Annotated in this window: 19 protein-coding genes and 1 tRNA gene; 5 read left to right on the top strand and 15 right to left on the bottom strand. The window is 35.7% G+C overall.

The genetic code is table 11. The annotated features are described in order from the left end of the window. The 3 genes from NQ163_RS17625 (at position 1) to NQ163_RS17635 (ending at position 1,766) form a co-directional block, all read left to right on the top strand. Positions 1 to 74: transfer RNA gene (locus NQ163_RS17625), tRNA-Thr, on the top strand. 258 nt (positions 75 to 332) lie between these two features. Continuing rightward, complete coding sequence (fsa, locus tag NQ163_RS17630; protein WP_268191652.1) at positions 333 to 989, top strand: fructose-6-phosphate aldolase; 657 nt, start codon at positions 333 to 335, stop codon at positions 987 to 989. Between the two features lie 165 nt (positions 990 to 1,154). Further along, positions 1,155 to 1,766 (top strand): L-threonylcarbamoyladenylate synthase, encoded by a 612-nt coding sequence (locus tag NQ163_RS17635; RefSeq protein ID WP_268191654.1) that lies wholly within the window; start codon positions 1,155 to 1,157, stop codon positions 1,764 to 1,766. Between the two features lie 66 nt (positions 1,767 to 1,832). Here the strand turns inward: NQ163_RS17635 and NQ163_RS17640 are convergent, their stop codons facing one another. Then, positions 1,833 to 2,108: a hypothetical protein gene (locus NQ163_RS17640; protein WP_110360408.1), complete on the bottom strand. Its 276-nt coding sequence runs from the start codon at positions 2,106 to 2,108 to the stop codon at positions 1,833 to 1,835. Positions 2,109 to 2,501: 393 nt separating this feature from the next. Here NQ163_RS17640 and NQ163_RS17645 point away from each other — a divergent pair, with 393 nt between their 5' ends. After that, positions 2,502 to 2,996, top strand: coding sequence for an SRPBCC family protein (locus NQ163_RS17645; protein ID WP_268191655.1), 495 nt, complete (start codon positions 2,502 to 2,504; stop codon positions 2,994 to 2,996). Here NQ163_RS17645 and NQ163_RS17650 read toward each other — a convergent pair. The 9 genes from NQ163_RS17650 to NQ163_RS17690 all read right to left on the bottom strand — a co-directional run bounded on the left by NQ163_RS17650 (position 2,953) and on the right by NQ163_RS17690 (position 13,173). After that, positions 2,953 to 4,401, bottom strand: a complete 1,449-nt coding sequence (locus NQ163_RS17650) for a TrkH family potassium uptake protein (protein WP_268191656.1) — start codon at positions 4,399 to 4,401, stop codon at positions 2,953 to 2,955. The two genes, NQ163_RS17645 and NQ163_RS17650, sit on opposite strands and share 44 nt — an antisense overlap. 60 nt (positions 4,402 to 4,461) lie before the next feature. Beyond that, entirely contained in the window at positions 4,462 to 5,847 is a 1,386-nt protein-coding gene (locus tag NQ163_RS17655) for a TrkH family potassium uptake protein (protein WP_268191657.1), read from the bottom strand. Between the two features lie 137 nt (positions 5,848 to 5,984). Then, complete coding sequence (gene trkA / locus NQ163_RS17660) at positions 5,985 to 7,325, bottom strand: Trk system potassium transporter TrkA (protein ID WP_268191659.1); 1,341 nt, start codon at positions 7,323 to 7,325, stop codon at positions 5,985 to 5,987. A 177-nt stretch (positions 7,326 to 7,502) separates the two neighbouring features. Then, positions 7,503 to 9,575: a ComEC/Rec2 family competence protein gene (locus NQ163_RS17665; protein ID WP_268191660.1), complete on the bottom strand. Its 2,073-nt coding sequence runs from the start codon at positions 9,573 to 9,575 to the stop codon at positions 7,503 to 7,505. 137 nt (positions 9,576 to 9,712) lie between these two features. Then, on the bottom strand, positions 9,713 to 10,732 hold the full coding sequence (locus NQ163_RS17670) for a DUF6588 family protein (RefSeq protein WP_268191661.1): 1,020 nt from the start codon (positions 10,730 to 10,732) through the stop codon (positions 9,713 to 9,715). A 175-nt stretch (positions 10,733 to 10,907) separates the two neighbouring features. After that, a complete protein-coding gene (gene def, locus NQ163_RS17675; protein WP_268191662.1) occupies positions 10,908 to 11,462 on the bottom strand; it encodes a peptide deformylase in 555 nt (184 codons plus the stop codon). A 30-nt stretch (positions 11,463 to 11,492) separates the two neighbouring features. Beyond that, complete coding sequence (gene ruvX / locus NQ163_RS17680; RefSeq protein ID WP_268191663.1) at positions 11,493 to 11,915, bottom strand: Holliday junction resolvase RuvX; 423 nt, start codon at positions 11,913 to 11,915, stop codon at positions 11,493 to 11,495. A 98-nt stretch (positions 11,916 to 12,013) separates the two neighbouring features. Beyond that, entirely contained in the window at positions 12,014 to 12,307 is a 294-nt protein-coding gene (locus tag NQ163_RS17685; protein WP_268191664.1) for a hypothetical protein, read from the bottom strand. Between the two features lie 92 nt (positions 12,308 to 12,399). Continuing rightward, entirely contained in the window at positions 12,400 to 13,173 is a 774-nt protein-coding gene (locus NQ163_RS17690) for a hypothetical protein (RefSeq protein WP_268191665.1), read from the bottom strand. Positions 13,174 to 13,330: 157 nt separating this feature from the next. Here NQ163_RS17690 and NQ163_RS17695 point away from each other — a divergent pair, with 157 nt between their 5' ends. Next, on the top strand, positions 13,331 to 14,596 hold the full coding sequence (locus NQ163_RS17695; protein ID WP_268191666.1) for an LVIVD repeat-containing protein: 1,266 nt from the start codon (positions 13,331 to 13,333) through the stop codon (positions 14,594 to 14,596). Between the two features lie 51 nt (positions 14,597 to 14,647). Here NQ163_RS17695 and NQ163_RS17700 read toward each other — a convergent pair whose 3' ends face one another. The 5 genes from NQ163_RS17700 to nifJ all read right to left on the bottom strand — a co-directional run bounded on the left by NQ163_RS17700 (position 14,648) and on the right by nifJ (position 24,383). After that, positions 14,648 to 15,196 carry a PepSY-associated TM helix domain-containing protein gene (locus NQ163_RS17700; RefSeq protein ID WP_268191667.1) on the bottom strand — a complete coding sequence of 183 codons (549 nt, stop codon included), beginning with the start codon at positions 15,194 to 15,196 and terminating at the stop codon, positions 14,648 to 14,650. A 713-nt stretch (positions 15,197 to 15,909) separates the two neighbouring features. Continuing rightward, positions 15,910 to 18,624, bottom strand: coding sequence for a pyruvate, phosphate dikinase (ppdK, locus tag NQ163_RS17705; protein ID WP_268191668.1), 2,715 nt, complete (start codon positions 18,622 to 18,624; stop codon positions 15,910 to 15,912). Positions 18,625 to 18,957: 333 nt separating this feature from the next. Then, complete coding sequence (locus tag NQ163_RS17710) at positions 18,958 to 19,971, bottom strand: dihydroorotate dehydrogenase-like protein (protein WP_268191669.1); 1,014 nt, start codon at positions 19,969 to 19,971, stop codon at positions 18,958 to 18,960. A 257-nt stretch (positions 19,972 to 20,228) separates the two neighbouring features. After that, the gene (locus NQ163_RS17715) at positions 20,229 to 20,699 is read right to left on the bottom strand and encodes a hypothetical protein (RefSeq protein WP_268191670.1); all 471 of its coding nucleotides are present in this window, start codon (positions 20,697 to 20,699) and stop codon (positions 20,229 to 20,231) included. A gap of 129 nt (positions 20,700 to 20,828) precedes the next feature. Further along, positions 20,829 to 24,383: a pyruvate:ferredoxin (flavodoxin) oxidoreductase gene (nifJ, locus tag NQ163_RS17720; protein ID WP_268191671.1), complete on the bottom strand. Its 3,555-nt coding sequence runs from the start codon at positions 24,381 to 24,383 to the stop codon at positions 20,829 to 20,831. Positions 24,384 to 24,430: the final 47 nt, after the last annotated feature.

A 24,430-nucleotide genomic window follows, 5' to 3' on the forward strand; every position in this document is an offset into this window, starting at 1 on the left:
GCCGATGTAGCTCAGCTGGCTAGAGCAGCTGATTTGTAATCAGCAGGTCGTGGGTTCGAGTCCCTCCATCGGCTCAAAAAAAAAGAATCGCTGTTGCGATTTGAACCAATACAAATCAAAGCTGATTTGTAATCAGTCCCGAAGATTCGGGATGGGTTCGAGTCCCTCCACCGACTTTTTTTTTATCTTACCAACTTTTATTTCGAATCAAATCGATACAAAATTATTTCACTTCTTATTTTATTATTTGTTTAAACCTGGCATGGCTTTGTTCTTCATAAGAATTTAGTGTATTTTCGTTTTCAACTTAAAAACAAACTAAAAATCGTAAAATGAAGTTTTTTATTGACACAGCTAATCTTGATCAGATTAAAGAAGCACAAGATTTAGGAGTTCTTGACGGCGTAACTACCAACCCTTCTCTTATGGCTAAAGAAGGAATCAAAGGAGAAAAAAACATCAAACAACACTATGTTGATATTTGCGATATAGTTGATGGTGATGTTAGTGCAGAGGTTATAGCAACTGATTTTGGCGGAATGATTTCTGAAGGAGAAGAATTGGCAGCATTACATCCTCAGATTGTGGTTAAAGTTCCTTGCACCAAGGATGGTATTAAAGCTGTAAAATACCTAAGCTCAAAAGGCATTCGTACAAATTGCACTTTAATTTTCTCGGTAGGACAAGCATTGCTAGCGGCAAAAGCTGGAGCAACTTATGTTTCTCCTTTCGTTGGAAGACTTGATGATATTTCAACCGATGGTATTGAATTAATTCGTCAAATTGCTGATATGAATAATTACTATGGATTTGAGACACAAGTTTTAGCTGCTTCCATTCGCCATACAATGCATATTATACAGTGTGTTGAAGCTGGAGCTGATGTAGCAACATGTCCATTAAATGCAATTACAGGTCTTTTAAAGCACCCTTTAACTGATAGAGGTTTAGAACAATTTTTAGCCGATTACAATAAATTGAACAGCTAATATAATTCAAATGAAATAATCAAGGGAGTGCAATAGCACTCCTTTCTTCTTTTATACATATTACAATTATATGCTTTGGACTGAAAATAAATAAGCTAGCATAGGACTGTGAATAGATAGAAACTTATATCTTTAAATCCCGAAATAATCCTTAACCACTACAAGATGCTTTTAAAATTGTATCCCGACAATCCCAATCACAGGGAGTTTCGGAAAATAGTTGATGTACTTAAAGATGGTGGAATAATTATTTATCCCACAGATACTGTGTATGCTATTGGGTGTGATATCACTAACAACAAAGCGATACAACGAATAGCCAAATTAAAAGGAACTACTGCCGAGAAAGGAAATTTTTCTCTTATCTGTAGTAACCTAAGTAATTTATCGGAGTATGCGAAAGTTGACAATTCTTCTTTTAAAATAATGAAGAAAAACTTACCAGGAGCCTTTACATTTATTCTTCCTGCAAGCAACAATGTCCCAAAATTATTTAAAAGCAAAAAGAAGACTGTAGGAATTAGGGTTCCTGATCATTACATCCCATTGCGAATTGTCGAAGAATTGGGAAATCCTATCATGACTACATCCATTCACGATCCAGATGAAGTAATTGAATACACTACTGATCCTGAATTAATCGATGAAAAGTATAAAAAAGATGTAGACTTGATAGTTGATGGAGGTTACGGAAACAATACAGCTTCAACAATTATAGATTGTACAAATGGAGACTTTGAAATTATAAGACCTGGAATTGGAGAGCTTATTTTTTAATTTGATAAGAAACAAAAATGCCGACAAGAATAATCTTATCGGCATTTTTTATACAAATCTATGAAATTATGCTACTTTTCCTGAAGACTTTAGTAAGCTTACTCTCAAAACGATATGACCTCCCGGTCTATTTCCAATAAATTCAGGATAATATCCAGCATTCTCAAAATCTGTTTTAACCAAACGTATCAATTCGGTTGCTACATTTTCAAAATGATGAGTTACCACCATTTTCCCTTTGCCAAAACTTTTTTCAAATTTCGTCAACACCTTATTTGACTCTTTTTTATACTTCTCAATTTCTTTTTCAATAAGATGATTATACTTTTCTATATTCTCCATGAGTTAAATTAAAGATTGTTTAAAATGTATAGATGATTCTATTTTGTAAATATAACGACAATATTTACGAAGTAAATTTTAAAATGTTATATTTTCATGATTAATATTTACTTTTTAATGATAAAAGAAAAACATTAATTGATTTACAACGTTCTATAATTCCTAACAATCACAGGTAATTTTCCTCCAATTTCTTTGCAACATTTTTTTTCAAAACTAAGGCAATTACCTAATTGAAATTTATCAATATGCAATTAGAGCGCATTACTGCAGAGTTTAACTCATGAACTTTTTCTGGCTTAAGGTGTTTTTAGGTTAGCTTGGATTCATTACAAATAGATGAATTAAACTAATTCTCATATTCATATAAATTAGCAAATAAAATTATTCCTTATGTCATTTTATCAATTTTATAAAGAGCAAATATTACATGCTAACATTGACGATGTTTGGGAGTATATTTCTTCACCAATCAATTTAAAAGAAATTACCCCCAAATACATGGGCTTCGATATTACTTCCGATTTAATGGATAACAAAATGTATCCAGGCATGATTATTAGCTACAAAGTAAGTCCTGTTTTAGGCATTAAAACCACTTGGGTAACAGAAATTACACAGGTACGTGACAAATCCTATTTTGTAGATGAACAGCGTGTTGGCCCCTATTCGATATGGCACCACCAACACATTATTGAACAAATGCCCAATGGGGTAATTATGAAGGACATTATATCCTATCGACCTCCTTTGGGATTTTTAGGAGCTATTGCAAATAGTCTATTTATAAAATCTAAGTTGAATGAAATATTCGAATATCGAAGAAAAGTTTTAGATCTTCGGTTTAATGCTTCCAAAATGAAGGAGAAAATAGCACCAACACAGTAAACAACTCTAATCTTCCCAACATCATCAGGAAAGCAAGGAACCATTTAGCCAAATCAGGCAAGTTGTGAAAATTTTCCATTGGACCAATTTCTCCAAAACCTGGTCCAATATTTCCTAATGTTGTAGCCACAGCACTAAAAGCAGAATAAATATCAGGAGTCCAGAAGGACATTAATACAGCCGACGACATGAAAATTAGAATATAGAAAACAAAGAAAGCCAAAATGTGAGTTACGATCTTTTGATCTACAACTTTCGAATTGTATCGAATCGGAATTACAGCATTGGGATGAACCAATCTTTTTAGTTCGTAAAAACTATTTTTAAACAGCAATAAAATACGAACCACCTTAACTCCCCCTCCAGTTGAACCGGCTGATCCGCCAACAAAGAACAAAACGAAAACTAGCATACCCAAAAATGGAGACCAAAGCAGGTAATCTGCCGTAGCATATCCTGTTGTTGTAATGATAGAAACTACAGTAAACAGTGCATCTCTGAATGCTTGTTCTCCAGTCACATTACCTGCAGCAATTAAACCAAGGGTTATTACAAAAGCAAAAAATAATACAACCAAGGTATAAAACCTAAACTCTTCATCTTTAAAAGCCTTTGTAAAACGTCCAGTTATCATACCATATGAAAGGGTAAAGTTGGTACCTGCCACAAACATGAAAAAGATAATTGTATATTGGATATATGGAGATGTATAAAATCCCACACTGGCCTGTTTAGTTGAATATCCACCTGTTGCCATAGTTGTTAATGAGTGATTTATGGCATCAAAAAAGCTCATTCCTCCTGCATACAAAAGAATTGTTTCTACTGCAGTAAAAAGCATGTACAATCCCCAAAGGTTTCTGGCTGTTTCTTTAATTCTTGGAGTAAGCTTATCTGGTGCAGGTCCGGGAACTTCTGCTACAAACAGCTCTCGCCCTCCAATACCTAAAGTAGGTAAAATGGCAAGGAACATAACAATAATTCCCATACCTCCCATCCATTGAGTTAACGATCTCCAAAACAAAATACCATGAGGCAACTCCTCAATATTATTCAATATAGATGAGCCTGTGGTAGTAAAACCCGACATGGTTTCAAAAAAAGCATCCGTTACCGAAGGTATTGCCCCACTAAATAAATAGGGCAAACAACCAAATATGGAAAACACAACCCAAACTAAACTTACAATGATATACCCTTCTCTTTTACCTAAATCTTTTTGTACACCTTTTGACAATAAATAACTGAAGGCTCCTACGGCAAAGCTTACTAATCCTGCTTTCAAAAAAGCAGTAGTGTCATCTCCCTGATAGAATAATGAAACCAATAATGAAATGAAAAGAAAGAAACTTTCGCCAACCAAAAGCTTCCCTAGTATATTTAATATAATTTTATATTTAATCACAGAATTTAGGTTGAGGTTTTAGCCAAAGATAAATGACTATTACTTGTTATAAAAATTTACTTATTGATTCTTCCAAAAAGCAGGTACAAATATAATTAATAAGGTAAATAACTCTAAACGTCCAAGCAACATTAAGAATGAAAGCACCCACTTTGATGCATCTGGCAGCATTGCAAAATTGTCAACTGGTCCAACTTTTCCTAAACCTGGACCAATTCCACCCATCGTAGTTGCCACTGCTCCCATGGATGATATGAAATCCAATCCTAAAAAAGCTAATACAATGGTACTTGCAAAAAATATAGTAAAATACATTACTACAAAAGCTTGTATCTTGAATATGATATCTTTTCCAATTGCCTCATTATTATAACGAACCGGTATTACTGCTGAGGGATGAATCATTCTTTTAAACTCCAAAAAACTATTTTTAAACAAAAGCAAATGACGAAGAATTTTCACTCCACCTGATGTAGATCCAACACAAGCTCCTGTAAACATTAAACCAAAAATAAGCATCCATAAGTAAGAAGGCCAGGCTGAATAATCGGCACTAACGAAACCAGTACTGGTAATAACCGAAACAACTTGAAAAAGTGCATCACGAAATGAATGCTCAAAAGGAGCATGATTTTTAAGAGTTAGGGTTAAGGTAATGATTGCTGTTATCAACAGAATTAATCCTAAATAAACTTTAAATTCCTGATTTTGAATAAACTTTTTTAGATTTCCCTTTATAGCAAAATAATGAAGCGTAAAGTTAACCCCTGACAAAAACATGAAAAAGATAATTACATATTGAATGTATGGCGAAAATCCCATAATGCTATCATTCTTAGTAGAAAAACCTCCTGATGCCAATGTTCCAAAAGAATGACAAACTGAATCAAAAAATCCCATGCCTCCCAACATCAAAAAGAGAATTTCCAATGCAATTAAAAGCATATAAATCCCCCATAGTCTTTTGGCTGTTTCTTTAATGCGTGGGTGAAGTTTATCAACAGTAACACCAGCTGCTTCAGCATTAAACATTGCCATTCCTCCAAAACCAAAAATTGGTAAAATGGCAACGGTTAAAACCAAAATACCCATTCCCCCAAGAAGATGAGTAAGTGATCTCCAAAATAAAATACCGTGTGGTAATGATTCAATATCAGTAATTACTGATGCACCTGTAGTAGTAAAACCTGATATTGTTTCAAAAAAAGCATTTGTATAAGAAGGAACATATGATCCGATCCAATATGGCAGTGCTCCAAATATCGAAAAAAACACCCAAACCAAACTGACTACAAGAAAAGCTTCACGCTTGTGAATCTCTTGCCTATGGTTTTTCGTTAATAGAAAAAGAATTCCTCCAACTACTAATGTAATAAATGCTGACTTTAAGAAACACCCAAAATCACCTTCACAATAGAAAAACGATATCAGTGCACAAAGAATCATAAATATTGATTCGATTAGAGCTAGCACCGACATTAAATAAAAAACAAATTTCAAATTCATAACACCAAGAAAAACCCATCTCTGGAAGAAGATGAGTTGTTAACTAAAAAAGAGCTTTTGTAAGCTCTTTTGATATCTTATTTAAAAAATTTCTCTACTTTTTTGATAGCTGAAGGTAAAGTAAATACAACCACTTTATCATCAGCTAAGATTTGAGTATCTCCAGTTGCAATAATACTATCATCATCGCGAATGATTCCTCCAATGTTGGCATCATCCGGAAAATCAATATCTTTTAATGCAGCTTTGGTTATTTTCGATCCTTTTTTCGCGGTAAGCTCCATCACCTCAGCATCCGAAACAGTAAGCCATTTACAATGCTGAACATCAGCATCCATGGTGAAACGATAAATATAACTTGCAGCTAGAAGCTTTTTGTTAATCATGGTTCCTACTCCAATATTATCGGCAAGATCAATATAATCGATATTTTCAACTTCGGCAATGGTTCTTCGAACTCCCATTTTCTTCGCAAGCAAACAAGCCAAAATATTGGTTTCCGAATTTCCTGTTACCGCCACAAAGGCATCCATTTTATGAATTCCTTCCTCTTTAAGCAATTCCTTATCTCGACCATCTCCATTAATCACCAATGCATCTTGCAAACTATCTGCTAGCTTTAAGCTTTTTTCCTTGTCAATTTCCAGAAGTTTCAGATTCATTTTACGTCCCAATTCCATGGCGGTTTTTTGTCCTATTCGACTTCCACCAAGAATCATAGCATTCTTCACTTCATACTTTTGTTTTCCGGCCAAAAGCATTACTTTTTCCATACTTTCAGGCTTACTGACAACAAAAACCAAATCTCCTCTTGAGAAACGATTATGCCCTCTTGGAATAATTGTTATATCCTCACGCTTGATTGCTACAGCACGAAAATCAACATCACTGGTCATTTCAGCCACTTCAGCCATGGTTTTATCCATTATAATAGACTTACTGCTGATCTTGATTCCGTATAACAGAAGTTTTCCGCCAGAGAATTCATACATCTGACGAGTACCTGAGCGAGACAAATAGCTTATCACCTCTTTTGCAGCCAATTTTTCAGGATAGATCAACTCATCGATCCCTAAACTTTGAAGGTATTCCTTATTCTCCGGAATTAAATACTCTTGATTATCAATACGTGCAATTGTTTTTATTGCTCCTAATTTCTTAGCAAGAATGGTAGAGGTAATATTGGTTGTTTCTGATTGCGTTACCGCAATAAATAAATCAGCCTTCTTAACACTTGCCTCTTTCAAATCCTTCAAAGAAGAACTAGACCCCACAATGGTTAATAAATCCAAATGGGAATCAACTTCTTTCAATTTTTCTTCATCCTGATCCAATAAAATTATATCATGATCCTGATGACTCAACATCTTCGCCAAATGAGTTCCAACAGCTCCTGCACCGGCAATAACAATCTTCATATCTTTATTCCGTTAACTAATATTTTTGGAAAAATTCGAGGCAAATTAACACAATATCGAGCAAATTCGATAATAAATCGTTAAAAAAAATTAAAAAGCCAAGCTCTCTAAATTACCAAATCAGAATCTAAAATCAAAGGCATTAATTAAATACTATATTTTTGTACACCAATACAATTAATCCGAAGACAAATCAACAACAAAAGCTCCTCTCTCCTTTATAACAAATAAATTACACATGCTATCTACATTAGCACTGTGCAATCGTTGTAAATCATTTTTATATACAGATCCATCAATAACTATTGCAGAATTTATCTGATTTTTTGTTAAGAATTCTGTTTTTTTTAATCCTGATTTTCTTATTAGGATAATATCTGGATCAAGACGAGTTAATAGATCCAAAGAGAAATCATTATTCTTTTGAAGAATTAATAATTTACTACCTGCAAATTCTCTAAAGTCTACGTCTTGTATTGTATCAGTTTTGAGTTTATCCAGGTGATTTTGAACTTGATAATTATTCGCCAAGAACTTCTGTTTTGAAATTTCCATATCTCTATCACACAAATAACTAACCTGATTTCCACTCCTAAATGCTATTAATGCATTCCTTCCCGCATTAAAAACGATCAATTCCTGTTTTTTAGGTTGAAAATGTTTTAAAAGTTCTGGTATCTGAAAAGAGATAAGCAGAATCATAAAACCATAAACAGCCATTTTTCTGCGTAAAATCACAATAAAAATCAAGCTAATAATTAAAGCATATAACAATACAACTTGAAATGAAGAAAAACTAAGCGAATGAATAACGGCTCCTGGCAATTCCTGTATCCAAACAATAATTTGGTTCAATATTTTAATTAAGTACTGAAGAATCCACCCAAGTATATTTGATAGTATTTCTACCTGAGAGAATATTAGCAACAGTGCAGACAGGTAAATTAGTATACCTGCCATTAAGATTACCACGTAACCTGATAATAGAAAATAGGAAGGAAACTGATTAAAATAGTAAATGGTTAATGGAAAGGTAGCAATTTGTGCTGCAAGGGCAACCGTAGTTAATTGCCACAACTTATTCAGAATAGGATTTCGTATAAAAAGTAACTTGTCAAATTGGGGTTGTAAGAATACGATTCCTGCAACTGCTAAGTATGAGAATTGAAATCCAACAGTGAAAATCAAGTAAGGATTATAAAGCAATAGAAAAAAGGCCGATGCGGCAAGAGAATTAAAAACTCCTCCCTTACGTTTCATTGCCTCGCCAACAACAATGAAACTAAACATGCACGCTGCCCTCATAACTGAAGGTGACAAGCCTGTTATTAAGGCATACAGCCAAAGAATGATTAAGAGAAGTACAGTGCGAATCCATCGTCCATATTTTATTTTTAGCAAGAAACTTAAGAGGTAACTCATAACCAAATAAATGATCCCTACGTGTAATCCAGATACTGCTAAAACATGCATAGCTCCTGCATCGGCCCATGCTTTCCTTACTTCAGGGTCGAGGCTTGTTTTATACCCCAAGGTAAGAGCCGCCAAAATATCGAAACTTTCATTTGTAATTCCGTTATCGCGATATATTTGCAAAAGCTGGTCACGCCATTTCCAAGCTAATACACGAATGTTCATTTGATGATCAATGGGAAGCTTAAGCCAATTTGTGCTGTTTACATAGGATGAATATAAAATATGACGAGTTTTCAAATAGCCCGAGTAATCAAATTCATTTGGGTTTCCCGCATTTTTAACACGCTCCACATTAGAATTAATTAATAATCGATCACCAATATTCAATTGGTTTACCAGGCTGTCCTTTTTAAAGTATAAAATGATATTAGCAGTCTCTTTGGTAGTCCGATTTTTATCTACAGATTCAGTAATTCTTGCAACACACGAAAATGTATTCGCTTTTTCAACGGGGTTTTCAATTAATTTTAACTGGTAAGCTTCACATGAGTCTACTTCACTCAAAAACATGCTTTCCTGAACAACTTGAGTTCTAAAAACTCCTAAACTTGTAAATAAGATGATCACTATTAAACCAAAGGCAGGTCTTATTTTATATGACTTCTTTAATTTGGGAACCATCACAAACAGAAGCATTAAAACCACACCTAAGAAAAGCAGAATAAGAGTCAACTTATTGGAGACATCAAACCGTTCAGCTATAAAAATCCCAACTATCAGGAAAAATAGAACTCTCAGAAAAGGATATTGTCGTAGTAGTTCCCGTAAATCCATATTTACACATTTTATGCTCAATTGAATTTAAGAATTCCTACTCTAAAAAAAAAGTCCTTGCTAAAAAACAAGGACTTATCTAACTATAAACCTGAACTCAGGTTATTATACAGAGTGCTTTCGCACATTAATTGTCTTTATCTAAAGCTAAATGCTATACCTCCGGTTATTGTATTGTATTCCTGAATGGTATAATCACCAAATATCTTAAAGAAACCTAGGTTTAATCTGGTACCAAGCGTTGCGCGAACACCGCTGGCATCAAAATCAACTGATACTGGATCTACAACAGTTTCCTTTTTAGTTTCACCTGTACCTTCCAAAGTATATTCTAAATCGTAAGAACCTTTGATGTCCACATCCATTTTCGCAGTGTTATAACCTACTGCTCCATAAAATTCAATCAATTTTAAATTTACCGATGCAATGGCTTGAAATGTATACGCATTGGTTTTGAATTCCATCATCTGCCCCGAACCATTTAATCCAGAATTTTCCTGAATATCATACTCTGCTGTTAATTGTGTGTATGCAATTAAAGCTGAGATATCAACTGGAGTTTTATCAATCTTCAACATTTTAGATAAGCTTTTTTGAAGACCAATACCAAACATTCCAACTTCCAAATCGGAAGATCCTACTTTAGGTAAGTATCGTACTTTTAAATCTGAATTAATTCCTGGAATACCAATACCGACCTGCAATGTAGCAGATGGAACAGCATTCATTGGTAAATCATCACCAATACCATCTGGCATGGTAAAATTTGTCAACTTAAAATCTCCCATATCGGTTTCAATTCTAGCTGCAAGAGTTGTATTGTTTTCTCCTCCCATCAGGGTTTGAATTTCTGAAGATCCACTTAGCAAAGTAATATTTGAATAATCACTTTCTACAAACTGAAACACCTCATCAGAGCTTGGCACCTGCGCCAAATTAGCAACCAAAGTAATGTCGAAACCTAATTTTTTGTGAGTTCTGGCTGTTGAATACCAACCATTGTTCAATCCATACATAAAGCCTTTAGATACTGGATTTACGTATTTTTCGGTCAACTTCGAAGCATCCTCTGTTCCTGCTAACAGAAACTGTTCGATATCCTGCGATTTGCCCAGAAATGGTGCAAATAAAATAAGTAGTAGAATCAATTTTTTCATAGTATATAGATTTTAATTAGTGGTTTAAACAATATCTGCTAATACGGAACAATGTGAAAATTGTTTAAATATTATTAATAACATCACAGTTTATCAGTTTATAAAAACTGATATAAGTCTATCAATTAAGCCGAATGAGCATTAAAAAACCCTACCGAATTGGTAGGGTGATAATTTATCTTGGAAGTGTAAATTTATATTTTGCTTTAAACTTTCCTTTCGATATACCAGCAAGTTTTCCTCTTAAAAGTCGCTTCTTAATTGGAGCACAATGATCGGTAAACATGATTCCTTCCAGATGATCATATTCGTGTTGAATTACTCTGGCAGCATATCCCGAATACTCTTCCTCATGAAATTCCCAATTTTCATCATAGTATTCAATTTTAATGGATTCCGGACGTTTCACATCTTCATTCAAGCCTGGAATACTCAAACATCCTTCCGACATGGTCCATTCTTCACCAGTACGTTCGGTTATTTTTGCATTAATGAACATCTTTTTAAAACCTTCCAATTCAGGTTCTTCTTCCGCAAAAGTTGAACAATCAATCACAAACATTCTAATTGATCTCCCTACTTGTGGTGCTGCAAGACCTACACCATCAGCAAAATACATGGTTTGCCACATATCTGCTTTAAATTTTTCCAAATCAGGATAATCCTTGTCAATATCTTTGGCAACCTTTCTTAAAACAGGATGGCCATAAATCGTAATCGGTAATATCATTTTTATAATCTTATTTACGCTACAAACAATCTAAAACATGTTTCGTTTGGTTTCCATGTACGATTGTAAAATTATTGTGGCACTCACCTTATCAATCATAGCTTTATCCTGACGTTGTTTCTTTTTTAAACCTCCATCAATCATAGTTTGAAAAGCTATTTTTGAAGTAAATCGCTCATCCACCATTTCTATGGGAATATCTGGAAATTTCTTCTTTAACTTCCCTAAGAATGGTTTCAAATACTTCATCGATTCACTATCCTCATTGTTCAACTGCTTTGGATAACCAACAACGAAAAGCTCTACCTCTTCATTTATCATGTATTTTTCCAAATAGTCAAGCAAATCCTTGGCAGACACAGTATCTAATCCATTTGCTATTATTTGCATAGGATCGGTTACTGCCAAACCAACTCTTTTTCTTCCGTAATCAATTGCTAAAATTCGTGCCAACAGATATTATTTATAATAATTTTGAATTGCAAAGATATAAAATCCATTCAGAATTTTATCTGTTCGACAAGATTTGGTGGTATTATTAAAGGATAGGCTTATTTACTCTCTAATTGGAAGATATCATTTAATTCCTGTACCATTTCGACTCTATCTAACTGCAGAGCACAAAATGTATTGTACACAGAAACAAAACAATTATTTCCAAGAATTAATCCTTTCTTCCGAATTTCTTCAGTAATGGTGCCATTTAAAAGTGGAGTTTCACTTATAAGTATAGGAATAATATCAACTTCGTTCTTGTGAATTATATATAAACCAGGACGATTTTTAATCTCATCCAAGTTTGAAAAAGGTCCTCGAAACGAAAAGCGTCCAATTTGAATAGTCATATCCGTTCTTGTTTAAACAAAAAAATCAGGAAAACTCCTGATTTTGAAAGTAAGAATAATTACTTAAACAACTCGTATAAGAGACAACATTTTTAGAATAATATTCCCAAATGAATACTCAGCCGATTAAATTCCTCCCGTAAAATCTCTTTATCATTGGTGTAATCATTATACCAAGTGAGTTTATTTTTCTGGTATCGATAACCCAATCCCAGGCTAAAACTTGTGCTTCCTTTTCCACTAAAAATAACACCTATTCCCGGATTTATTAACCAGGCACCTTTATTGTCTATCTCTTCATCATTGTTGTAGTAATAATTTGTATTTTCTCTATTTTCAAGTGCAAAAGAATAACCTGACTGACAAAACAGATATGTATTAAATCCTTTAATTTTATAATGGTAGCGAATATCTGTAAATAAAGGAATTTGGGTTTCTTCAAAGGTTTCTAAACCAACACCGCCTCCCAATGATATGCCATTTTTAAAGAGGTAATTTGCCGAACACATCAAACTAAAAGGAGCCTCGTTTTCATTCCCATTACTGCCAAGTAAAACTCCAAATTTAGCGTCAACAAAAACTTTTTGATCTCTAATGGTAAGACTGTCTTGTTTAAACTTTGGCATCCTTTTCCTTTCGTACCTTATTTCAGCAATGTCTTCCATATCAAATTTCCAGAAATTTTTATCCAGTGTTTTCAATTCAAGAAATTTACCGGGAACCTGTCTTACAATAGTTCCTTTTAATACATTGCCATTCTTGAGTTGGACAACATCAATTTTTTTTTGTGCACTTACCTGAGTGCTTAGTAAAATAACAAATACAAACGAAAAGATCGGTTTTAACAATGGGCTTATAGTCTTCATAATTCTTCATATTGTTTCTCTTTTGATGGAACAAATCAAATTTGGTTGCGTCGCACTACCATTTAATTTTCAAAAACTTACACGCAACCTATATGATCCGCATGCATCTATAGGTTATATTGAAAAAGTTAAAATCTAATCCCTAAATCCAATTGATATGAAAACAATAATCAAAACTTCATTGATACTATTCATAGGTGTATGCTTGTTCTCATGCGATGATGACATTTCCCATGAGTATACCATTAATGAACCGGTATATATGAGTACCGCAGATTTTAAAAATGCAGTAAAATCGGAAAGTTCAAGAAATATGAAAGAAACAGGTAAAATATATTTCTATGGAGATTATATATTGATAAATGAAAAATTCCAGGGCATCCATGTAATCAATAACTCCGATCCTTCCAATCCGGTTACAGAAAAGTTTATTACCATACCCGGAAATATTGATATGGCAATAAAGGACAATATGCTATATGCCGATTCTTACACCGATTTGGTGGTTATCGATATTAGTAATATCGATCAGGTAACAGAAAGTAACCGGTTTGACGATGTATTCTTTTACAGTTTGCCGCCAACAAACAATAATTACAGGTATGGTGATATCGATCCTAAAAATGGCATTGTAATTGGTTGGGAAGTAAAGCGTACCAGCGAAAAATACCAGGAACCAAGGTATTACCCAATGTACGATTACATGACAAACTCAGCGGCTGAAGCCAGTTCGAAAACCAATGGTTCAAATATTGGTAAAGCTGGTTCCATGGCTCGATTCATGATTCAGGGAAATACCTTATATACCCTAAAATCGTCATATGCTTTAAATATCTACGACATAGCAAACACAAACGAAGCAATGTTTAGTGGAAGTTTAAATTTAGGATGGGGAATTGAAACTGTTTTTGCATACAACAATCATCTTTTCTTTGGTGCCAACCAGGGAATGTATATCTACGATATCAGCAATCCATTTGCACCCGAATATGTATCGGAATATTCTCATTTTAAGAGTTGTGATCCTGTTGTGGTGGATGATGAGTATGCCTATATCACTTTACGAGCAGGAAACTGGTGTGGGCAGAATACCAGTCAGCTTGATGTTGTTGACATTAGCGATTTAAGTACTCCAAGTCTTCTAAAATCGTATTCAATGAAAAATCCATATGGATTAGGAATTGATGGTGACTTACTTTTTGTATGCGATGGGACAGCAGGTTTAAAAATCTACGACAAATCTGATCCATTAAACATTGCCGCAAATCACCTAAGTACATTTACCGATTTAACTCCTTACGATGTAATTCCATTGGGAAATATCCTGGTAGTAATTTCTCCGGAAGGATTACTCCAATACGATTATACTGACATTAACAACATTCAATTGATTAGCACGATCAAAGTTCAAGGCAAAAAGTAAGAATCAATAAAGGCTGCCTCAGTTGAAGCAGCCTTTATTGATTCTTACTTTTTATAGGAAAAACCATAAAACAGAAGGAATAATTACACCAAGTAGAGCCAATTTCCAACCTCGTTTTTTAAAGCCATTTCTTCCTTTGGTGATTACCAATCCTGTTATACAGATCAACAATACACAAATGGCAAAAATATCTGAATACCAAACCCAAGCATCACTTGCCGATTTGTGTAAATCGACCATTTGCCCTAAGATTGGACGTGTTCTGAAACTTTCAATCTGACCTTCGCCTGTAAATGGATTGATATAAGCATAAGCATTGTCGAAATAGAGATTATATCCACCTCTTCTCCATGCCGTTCCATTCAACTTTAACTCAATGCCTTGAGTTTTTAGAGCTTTTTGAAAAAACTCATCCGAAATAGCATTTTTATCTTTGGGCAAATCAAATTTTACATCCACGGCATCATATACATAGTCACGCGGATCCCAGGAATGACGATGATTTAAAGCAATCCCAGAAATTGAAAATGCCATTAATAGTCCTGCATAGAAGTAAGAGAAATCTCGGTGCCAGTTTCGAAGTTTCAGATTCCAGTTCATATTTTAAATCCTTTTATAAATTTTTATGGCTACAAAGAAAGAAAAAAGTACTCTATTCTAAATCACATGATATTGGGATTTTTAATTCAAATGCAAAGAGGCTAAACTTCCTACCAATTATAATCAGCGAAAATCATAATTATCATACTCGATCTGCGTCTAGATATCAAAAAAGGCCACCTCAAAAGAGGCAGCCTTCTATATATAAATCGATATTTCTATCAGATTATCTCAAGTTTGCTTGAGCAGCAGCTTGCCTTCTGCTAAATAATCTGGCAATGCCGATGGATATTTTAAAATGAATCGCAAACAAAGTGAAGCGACTCATTATTAAAATACATATCGGTATAAGCGTGCGATTGGCACACGGAAAGGAGAACATGATACGTAATCCAATCCTGTTCTGTGACAGAACTCAACTGATGATGGCTCACCCAACAATGGTTGCGCTCACCACAGATACCTACTGTCAGTCATAAATTTCATTTTACCACTCAAGCCGTTTGGCTTTTACTTTTCTCCTTTGATGAGAAAAGTAAACAAAAGAATCAAGTCAATCCGATACTGTTCGGTTCTCCGAATCAACTGTGTGACTCGAATCGCGTCGGATCGACAGCTCCCGTTCGAAATTAATTACAGACGAAGTAATACATTAAAAAAGGCCACCTCAAAAGAGGCAGCCTTCTATATATTAAATCGATATTTCTATCAGATTATCTCAAGTTTGCTTGAGCAGCAGCTAAACGTGCGATTGGCACACGGAAAGGAGAACATGATACGTAATCCAATCCTGTTCTGTGACAGAACTCAACTGATGATGGCTCACCACCGTGCTCACCACAGATACCTAATTTAAGATCAGAACGAGTTGCACGACCTTTGTTAGCACCCATTTCAACCAATTGACCAACACCTGATTGATCAAGAACCTGGAATGGATCTTGCTTCAAGATACCTTTCTCGATGTAGATTGGTAAGAATTTACCAGCATCGTCACGTGAGTAACCGAATGCCATCTGAGTAAGGTCATTTGTACCGAATGAGAAGAATTCAGCTACTTCTGCAATTTCGTTAGCAGTTAATGCAGCACGAGGAATCTCGATCATAGTACCTACCATGTAATCAACTTCAACTCCTTTTTCTTCGAATACTACTTTCGCAGTTGAACGGATGATTTCTTCCTGCATCTTCAACTCTTTGATAGTACCGATCAATGGAACCATGATTTCTGGTTTTGGATCAAGACCTTCTTTCTTCAAGTCACAAGCAGCTTCGATAATAGCGCGAGCCTGCATTTCAGTAATTTCTGGGTAAGTGTTACCTAGACGACAACCTCTGTGACCTAACATTGGGTTGAATTCGTGAAGAGATTCAACTTTTTCTTTAATCACTTTTACGTCGATACCAGTAATCTCAGCCATTTCTTTCTGAGAAGCATCATCGTTTGGAGTAAACTCGTGCAATGGTGGATCTAGTAAACGAATAGTTACTCCGAATCCGTCCATAGCCTTCAAAATTCCGTAGAAGTCTTCACGCTGGATAGGTAATAATTTAGCCAATGCTTCTTTACGACCTTCAACATCTTCAGCAAGAATCATCTCACGCATCTTCCAGATACGATCTCCTTCGAAGAACATGTGCTCAGTACGAGTAAGACCGATACCTTTAGCACCGAAGTTACGAGCTGTTTGAGCATCTGCTGGAGTATCAGCATTAGTTCTAACATACATACGAGTGTTAGCTTCTGCAAGATCCATGATCTTACCGAAATCACCATCTAATGAAGGAGTGATAGTAGCTACTTCACCTTCGTAAACAACACCAGTAGAACCGTTCAATGAGATGAAATCACCTTCTTTGTACTCAACTCCGTTAATTGTCATTACTTTACCAGAAACAACAAGACCAGCAGCAGAAGAGATACAACATTTACCCATACCACGAGCAACTACAGCCGCGTGAGAAGTCATACCACCACGTTCAGTTAAGATACCAACAGCAGCGTTCATACCTTTCAAGTCTTCAGGAGAAGTTTCACGACGTACCAAGATTACTTTTTTACCATCTTCAGCCCAAGTTTCAGCATCCTCAGCTGAGAATACGATCTGACCTGTAGCAGCACCTGGAGAAGCTGGCAAACCTTTAGAAAGTTCTTTTGCAGAAGCAAGAGCAGCAGTATCAAATACTGGGTGCAATAACTCATCTAATTTGTTTGGTTCCTGACGTAATAAAGCAGTCTTCGCATCGAAGTAACCTTGCTCCATCATATCAACAGCAATCTTAACCATAGCAGCAGCAGTACGCTTACCGTTACGAGTTTGCAACATCCAAAGTTTACCATCCTGAATGGTGAACTCCATATCCTGCATATCTTTATAGTGATCTTCTAATTTTTGCTGAACAGCATCTAGTTCTTTGTAAAGCTCAGGCATAGCTTCTTCTAATGAAGCAAAGTTAGCAGCACGGTCAGCTTCAGAAGTACCGTTACGCTCAGCCCAACGCTTAGAACCAATAGTAGTAATTTCAAGTGGAGTACGAACACCAGCAACAACGTCTTCACCCTGTGCGTTGATCAAGTACTCACCATTGAATAAATCTTCACCAGTAGCAGCATCACGAGAGAAACATACACCTGTAGCAGAAGTTTCACCCATGTTACCATATACCATAGCCTGAACGTTTACAGCAGTTCCCCACTCCTCTGGAATGTTCTCCATACGACGGTAAAGAATTGCTCTTTCAGTATTCCATGAATCGAATACAGCGCAAACAGATCCCCAAAGCTGATCCCATGGATTAGTTGGGAAATCTTTTCCAGCCTTAGCTCTAACTACAGCTTTAAATTCTTCAACAACTGCTTTCAAATCTTCAACAGTCATATCAGCATCAGAAGCGTAACCATTAGCTTCTTTTACTTTATCTAAAACTTGCTCGAATGGACAGTGCTCACCTTCTTCAGCTTCAACACCCATTACTACGTCACCGTACATCTGGATGAAACGACGATATGAATCGTAAGCAAATTTTTCGTTTCCTGATTTTTCAGCAATAACTTTTACTGTCTCATCATTCATACCCAAGTTCAAAACAGTATTCATCATACCTGGCATAGAAACACGAGCACCAGAACGAACAGATAACAACAATGGGAAAGAACCATCGTTAGAATCAAATTTAGCGTTCATTGCTTTTTCTGTTTCAATAACAGCAGCCTCAACCTGACCTTTAATCATTTCTACAACAGCATCTTTTCCTTGCTTGTTGTATTCAGTACAAACTTCAGTAGTGATAGTGAAACCTGCTGGCACAGGAACACCGATTAGGTTCATTTCTGCAAGGTTAGCACCTTTTCCTCCAAGCAGATTTTTCATATCTGCTTTACCTTCGGCCTTACCGTCACCAAAAGTATAAACGTACTTAGTACTCATAATTATCGCTTTTTAGTTTTAAACGTTAAAGTCCCAAACAACAGGATCCTTAACAACAATTATATTATTAGCTTCTATTTATTTAAAACAATAAATTTAAAGGGATTAAGCATGATTTTTGTCATGCGAAAATACGCACACAAAAGTAGTTTTCTTTTTTTAATTTTAAAAATATAATTGCGTCATTTCGGATGCTTTTCTGTAGTTTTTTTTTGTGCACGTACACTTTTCTTTTTCAAACGTTTGCGAAAAATTAAACATTCGTTTTCAATGCATATATTTCAAAAAAAAGTCTGTCTTTCGACAGACTTTTATGTTTAAAAATCGCTCATTTTATCTCATTAGATTTTTATTAATAACTTCTTCAGGATGCAAAAGAAAATCAAGATATTGAGCTCTATAATAAACATCCGAAGCTTTTAATTCTTTATCAGATAATTTGCCTCTAAATTCATCAACAGACTTGTATCCTTTCTTATCCATCCACTCTTCAAGTTCATACAATACCTTTTCAATAACTGCTGGAGTATTTTTATACAAAGAGCTAACCATTTGGACTGTTTTTGCTCCACTTAAAAGCATTTGCAGCACATCTGTAGATCCATAAATACCGTTGGCTCCACACAAATCTCCCATAACTTTACCATGCGTAAGACCAACATATCTTAAACCTAGTTTAAAATCTCCCGGATTACTTAGGTTAAAATTGGTAACATGAGCTTCTGTTTCAATATCTATTTCTGGTTGGAACAGACGATTGAATAAAATGAAAGCTGAAGCACCAGCTTTATCTAACCTTTGAACAAAATTTAGGATGTTGGTGTAGTATGGGCTCAACTTTATTGAAAATGGAATAGAAAGTCTTTCTTTTAGAGTCTCTATAATTTTAACTTTTTCGTCTTCCATTTGCTCTGCAGTTTTTTCCCCATCAATTGGCATTTGGTAAAAGTTTAGCTCTAAGGCATCCACTCCAACATCTTCCAATTCTTTGGCATACTCGAACCAGGTAACATCGTACAAACAATTTAAACTTGCAATTACAGGAATATTTACATTCTCTTTTACTTCTTTTAGTTTAAGCAGATGAGCTTTAGGACCCGCATGTTCCAAGGCTGGAAAAAGTGAAGTCATTTCGGCATTACGATGTGCATACTCGTCTAACTCATCAGAAAGTTGTGCACGTTCCATAATAATCTGCTCTTCGAATAGAGATTTATACACAATAGCAGCTGCTCCTGCCTCTTCAAGATCTTTAGCTCCCTCAACGGTAGCCGAAAGGGTACATGCCCCTACTATAATGGGATTTTTTAAATTTAATCCCATGAATTCAACGTTTAAATTTGCCATATGATTTTGGATTAAAAATTTATTCGGTATAAATAAATATAAGAAATGAACTTGATAATTTCAACTCTATTTTCATTTTCAACAGCTTGAATATCAAAATAAATCACACACCCCTCTAAATACAAGACATACAAGTCTTATATTTTTTTTAATAAAGAAGGGCAGAATAGTAAGATCCACCAACTTACCATTCTGCCTTTCCGATCCGGAGCTATGCTTAAGGATCACTACAAATAACAATTATCACAATCTTTGGTTTACGAATCGCTAAGAATAATTAGGTATCCCATTTTTGGATGTGCAGAACATTGATAGTACAAAGTATCAGGATGATTTGAGTTTGGTGTAAAGCTCAATGTCCCGGTTTGGGTTTTGCTTCCTGTTACACCATTGCTTACTTCTCCTGCTCCTACTCCTGTATCATCTGTACTAATATAAAAAGGGTGAGTGGGCGTATTGATATCAAAAACGTATTTAGTACCACGAGTCAAATTCAATTGAGCTCCTTCAGTACCATTAATAGTATATCCAATTAAGCTTCCCTCTTCAAACCATGGATGATTTGAAGTTTTGGTAACGGTTCTTACCGTAAAATCTATCATTGGATCTGGATCTGGATCAAGATCCGGATTTGGCATCATTCCTCCACCATCACTATCACTACTGCCACCGCATGAATATATCATTAGCAGAATAAACCCAAATAAAATATATCGCAACTTTTTCATAACACTCCTAAATTAATGTCAAGAAAAAAGTTACGACAATCAGTATTTTTAAACTGTCATTTGTACGACATATTAAACGAAAAAAGAGGCCCTAAAAAGAGCCTCTTTCTATATAATTAGATTAAAAACTTATGCAAGTTCTTTTTCTTCTTCAGAATAATCTAATGAAGCTTGACGCTTGTAAGCTTTATATCTCCACTTCGCATTCTCTTCAGCAGCTACGAATAATTCCTTAGCTTCTTCTGGGAATGATTTCTGCAAAGAAGTATAACGTACCTCACCTAATAAGAAATCCTGGAAGTTTTCCCACTTAGGTTCTTTTGAATCAAGAACGAATGGGTTCTTACCTTCTGCTTCCAACATAGGGTTGTTACGATACAAGTGCCAGTATCCAGCTTCAACAGCTTTTTTCTCTTCAGCTTGTGATTTACCCATAGATGCTTTCAATCCGTGAGAAATACAAGGAGAATAAGCGATGATCAATGATGGTCCTGGATAAGCTTCAGCTTCTTTCAATGCTTTGTAGTATTGAGCCTGGTTTGCACCCATTGCTACCTGAGCTACATAAACATATCCGTAAGACATTGCAATCATACCAAGGTCTTTCTTTCTGATACGCTTACCAGCAGCAGCAAATTTAGCTACAGCACCAACTGGAGTTGATTTAGAAGCCTGTCCACCAGTGTTAGAGTAAATCTCAGTATCCATTACCAATACATTAACATCTTCACCAGAAGCCAATACGTGATCCAAACCACCGAAACCTATATCATAAGCCCAACCGTCACCACCGAAGATCCAGATAGACTTCTTCACTAAGTATTGTTTCAAGTTCAAGATTTCCTTAGCAACTTCGTGAGTTTCGTTAGCTAAAGCAGCTTCAACTTTTGGAGAAGCAACTTCTGAAGCATCAGCATTATCTTTTCCTTCTAACCACTCAGCAAATGCAGCTTTAGTTGCATCATTAACAGCATCCATGTTCTCTTCCATGCGTTGAGCAATACGAGCACGCATTTTGTTAACACCTTCTGCCATACCGTAACCATACTCAGCGTTATCTTCGAATAGAGAGTTAGCCCAAGCTGGACCTTTACCGCTCTTATCGTTCTTACAATATGGAGTAGATGGAGCAGAACCACCGTAGATAGAAGAACAACCAGTAGCATTAGCTACAATCATTCTCTCACCGTACAATTGAGTGATTAATTTGATGTATGGAGTTTCACCACAACCAGCACAAGCTCCAGAGAACTCGAATAATGGCTGAGCGAACTGTGAGTTTTTCACGTTGTTCTTAGGAAGAAGCTCTTTGTATCCCACCTTTTCATCCATATAGTGCCATCTCTCTTTCTCAGCATCTTGAGTTTCAAGGTGCTTCATTTCAAGAGCCTTAGCTTTAGGAGCTGGACAAACATCAACACAGTTACCACAACCTGTACAATCCAGAGGAGCAACCTGAATACGGAAGCTTAATCCTTTAAGATCTTTACCAGTAGCTGGCTTAACAGCAGTTCCAGCAGGAGCAGCAGCAACTTCTTCTTCTGTTAACAAGAATGGACGAATAGCAGCATGAGGACAAACGTAAGCACACTGGTTACACTGAATACAAGTTTCTTCTTTCCATTCAGGAACGCTAACTGCGATACCACGTTTTTCAAATTTAGTTGTACCAGCTGGGAAAGTACCATCTTCTCTACCCTGGAATGCAGAAACCGGAAGATCATCACCAGTTTGAGCGTTCATAGGATCACAAACATTAGCTACGAACTCTGGACGACCAGTTGAATCAGTCTTGAATCCTTCAGCTTCGATGTTTTTCCATTCAGCAGGAACTTCAACTTCAATTACATTTTCACCACCAGCATCAACAGCTGAGAAGTTCATGTTAACAACTTTTTCACCTTTGTTACCATATGACTTCACAATTGCTTTCTTCATTTCTTCTACTGCCAATTCGAATGGAATTACGCCAGTAATTTTGAAGAATGCAGCCTGCATGATCGTGTTGGTTCTTGTACCAAGACCTAACTCTTCACCTAATTTAGTACCATTGATGATATAGAATTTAATATCATTTTCAGCAATGTACTTCTTCATGTGATCAGGTAAGTGCTTCTTAGTTTCCTCTACATCGTAGATAGAGTTCAACAAGAATGAACCACCTTTTTTCAATCCTTTCAATACATCGTATAAGTATACGTATGCAGGAACGTGACATGCTACAAAGTCAGGAGTAGTCACAAGGTAAGTAGAACGGATTGGATCATCACCGAAACGAAGGTGAGAAGCAGTAAAACCACCTGATTTTTTTGAATCGTAAGCAAAATAAGCTTGACAATACTTATCAGTTGCACTACCAATAATCTTGATAGAGTTTTTGTTAGCACCTACAGTACCATCAGAACCTAAACCATAAAATTTAGCTTCATATAATTTTTCAGAGTTTACTTTCAACTCAGCTTCCAATGGAAGAGATTTGAATGTAACATCATCAACAATACCTAAAGTGAATTGGTTTTTAGGTTCGTTCATTGCCAAGTTTTTGTAAACAGCAATAATTTGAGATGGAGTAACATCTTTAGAACCTAATCCATAACGACCACCAACTACGATAGGAGCATTTTCTTTTCCGTAGAATACTTCTCTTACATCAAGGTACATTGGATCTCCGTTAGCACCTGGCTCCTTAGTTCTGTCAAGAACACAAATTCTCTTCACAGATTCAGGAACAACGCTTAAGAAATGCTTAGCTGAGAATGGACGATATAGGTGTACACCAACCATACCAACTTTTTCACCATTTGCAATCTTGTAATCGATAACCTCTTTGATAGTTTCCGTTACAGATCCCATAGCGATGATGATGTTTTCTGCATCTTCAGCACCATAGTAAACGAATGGCTTGTATTCTCTACCTGTTAACTTGGTAATTTCGTTCATATAACCTTCTACGATTTCAGGTACTTTTTCGTAGAATGGGTTTGCAGCCTCACGAGACTGGAAGTAGATATCTGGGTTTTGAGCAGTACCTCTAGTTACAGGAGATTCTGGATTCAAAGCACGGTTACGGAACTCTTGAAGAGCTTCCATATCTACCAATTCTTTCATATCATCAGCGTCAACAGCTTCAACTTTTTGAATTTCGTGAGAAGTACGGAATCCATCGAAGAAGTTGATGAAAGGAACGCGAGACTTAATTGCAGTAAGGTGAGCAACTGCAGAAAGATCCATAACTTCCTGTACAGATCCTGATGCCAACATAGCAAAACCAGTTTGTCTTGCAGAATAAACATCTGAATGATCACCAAAAATAGAAAGTGCCTGAGCAGCCAATGCACGTGCACTTACGTGGAATACACATGGTAATAACTCACCAGAGATCTTATACATATTAGGAATCATCAACAATAATCCCTGAGATGCAGTATAAGTAGTTGTTAAAGCACCAGCTTGTAAAGAACCGTGAACTGCACCTGCAGCCCCAGCTTCTGATTGCATTTCAACTAGACGAACAGTTTCGCCAAAAATGTTTTTGCGACCTTGTGCAGCCCACTCATCAACATTCTCAGCCATAGGCGAAGAAGGTGTGATTGGGTAAATACAAGATACCTCACTAAACATATATGCTACGTGAGCGGCAGCAGCATTACCATCGCAGGTAATGAATTTTTTTTCTCTTGCCATTTTACTCCTCCAATTAATTTTAATTAATGGTAGTTTAATTTATTTCT

Origin of the sequence: Marinifilum sp. D737, assembly GCF_026672275.1 — a bacterium.
In the GTDB taxonomy this organism is placed as follows: domain Bacteria; phylum Bacteroidota; class Bacteroidia; order Bacteroidales; family Marinifilaceae; genus Marinifilum.

Bases quoted from the DNA above. Each gene is read 5' to 3' on its own strand.
- NQ163_RS17715 (WP_268191670.1), bottom strand. From the start codon at position 20,699: ATGAAAAAGTTGCGATATATTTTATTTGGGTTTATTCTGCTAATGATA.
- nifJ (WP_268191671.1), bottom strand. From the start codon at position 24,383: ATGGCAAGAGAAAAAAAATTCATTACCTGCGATGGTAATGCTGCTGCC.
- NQ163_RS17690 (WP_268191665.1), bottom strand. From the start codon at position 13,173: ATGAAGACTATAAGCCCATTGTTAAAACCGATCTTTTCGTTTGTATTT.
- fsa (WP_268191652.1), top strand. From the start codon at position 333: ATGAAGTTTTTTATTGACACAGCTAATCTTGATCAGATTAAAGAAGCA.
- NQ163_RS17670 (WP_268191661.1), bottom strand. From the start codon at position 10,732: ATGAAAAAATTGATTCTACTACTTATTTTATTTGCACCATTTCTGGGC.
- trkA (WP_268191659.1), bottom strand. From the start codon at position 7,325: ATGAAGATTGTTATTGCCGGTGCAGGAGCTGTTGGAACTCATTTGGCG.
- NQ163_RS17710 (WP_268191669.1), bottom strand. From the start codon at position 19,971: ATGGCAAATTTAAACGTTGAATTCATGGGATTAAATTTAAAAAATCCC.
- NQ163_RS17635 (WP_268191654.1), top strand. From the start codon at position 1,155: ATGCTTTTAAAATTGTATCCCGACAATCCCAATCACAGGGAGTTTCGG.
- NQ163_RS17695 (WP_268191666.1), top strand. From the start codon at position 13,331: ATGAAAACAATAATCAAAACTTCATTGATACTATTCATAGGTGTATGC.
- NQ163_RS17640 (WP_110360408.1), bottom strand. From the start codon at position 2,108: ATGGAGAATATAGAAAAGTATAATCATCTTATTGAAAAAGAAATTGAG.
- def (WP_268191662.1), bottom strand. From the start codon at position 11,462: ATGATATTACCGATTACGATTTATGGCCATCCTGTTTTAAGAAAGGTT.
- NQ163_RS17665 (WP_268191660.1), bottom strand. From the start codon at position 9,575: ATGGATTTACGGGAACTACTACGACAATATCCTTTTCTGAGAGTTCTA.
- NQ163_RS17645 (WP_268191655.1), top strand. From the start codon at position 2,502: ATGTCATTTTATCAATTTTATAAAGAGCAAATATTACATGCTAACATT.
- ppdK (WP_268191668.1), bottom strand. From the start codon at position 18,624: ATGAGTACTAAGTACGTTTATACTTTTGGTGACGGTAAGGCCGAAGGT.
- NQ163_RS17655 (WP_268191657.1), bottom strand. From the start codon at position 5,847: ATGATTCTTTGTGCACTGATATCGTTTTTCTATTGTGAAGGTGATTTT.
- NQ163_RS17700 (WP_268191667.1), bottom strand. From the start codon at position 15,196: ATGAACTGGAATCTGAAACTTCGAAACTGGCACCGAGATTTCTCTTAC.
- NQ163_RS17685 (WP_268191664.1), bottom strand. From the start codon at position 12,307: ATGACTATTCAAATTGGACGCTTTTCGTTTCGAGGACCTTTTTCAAAC.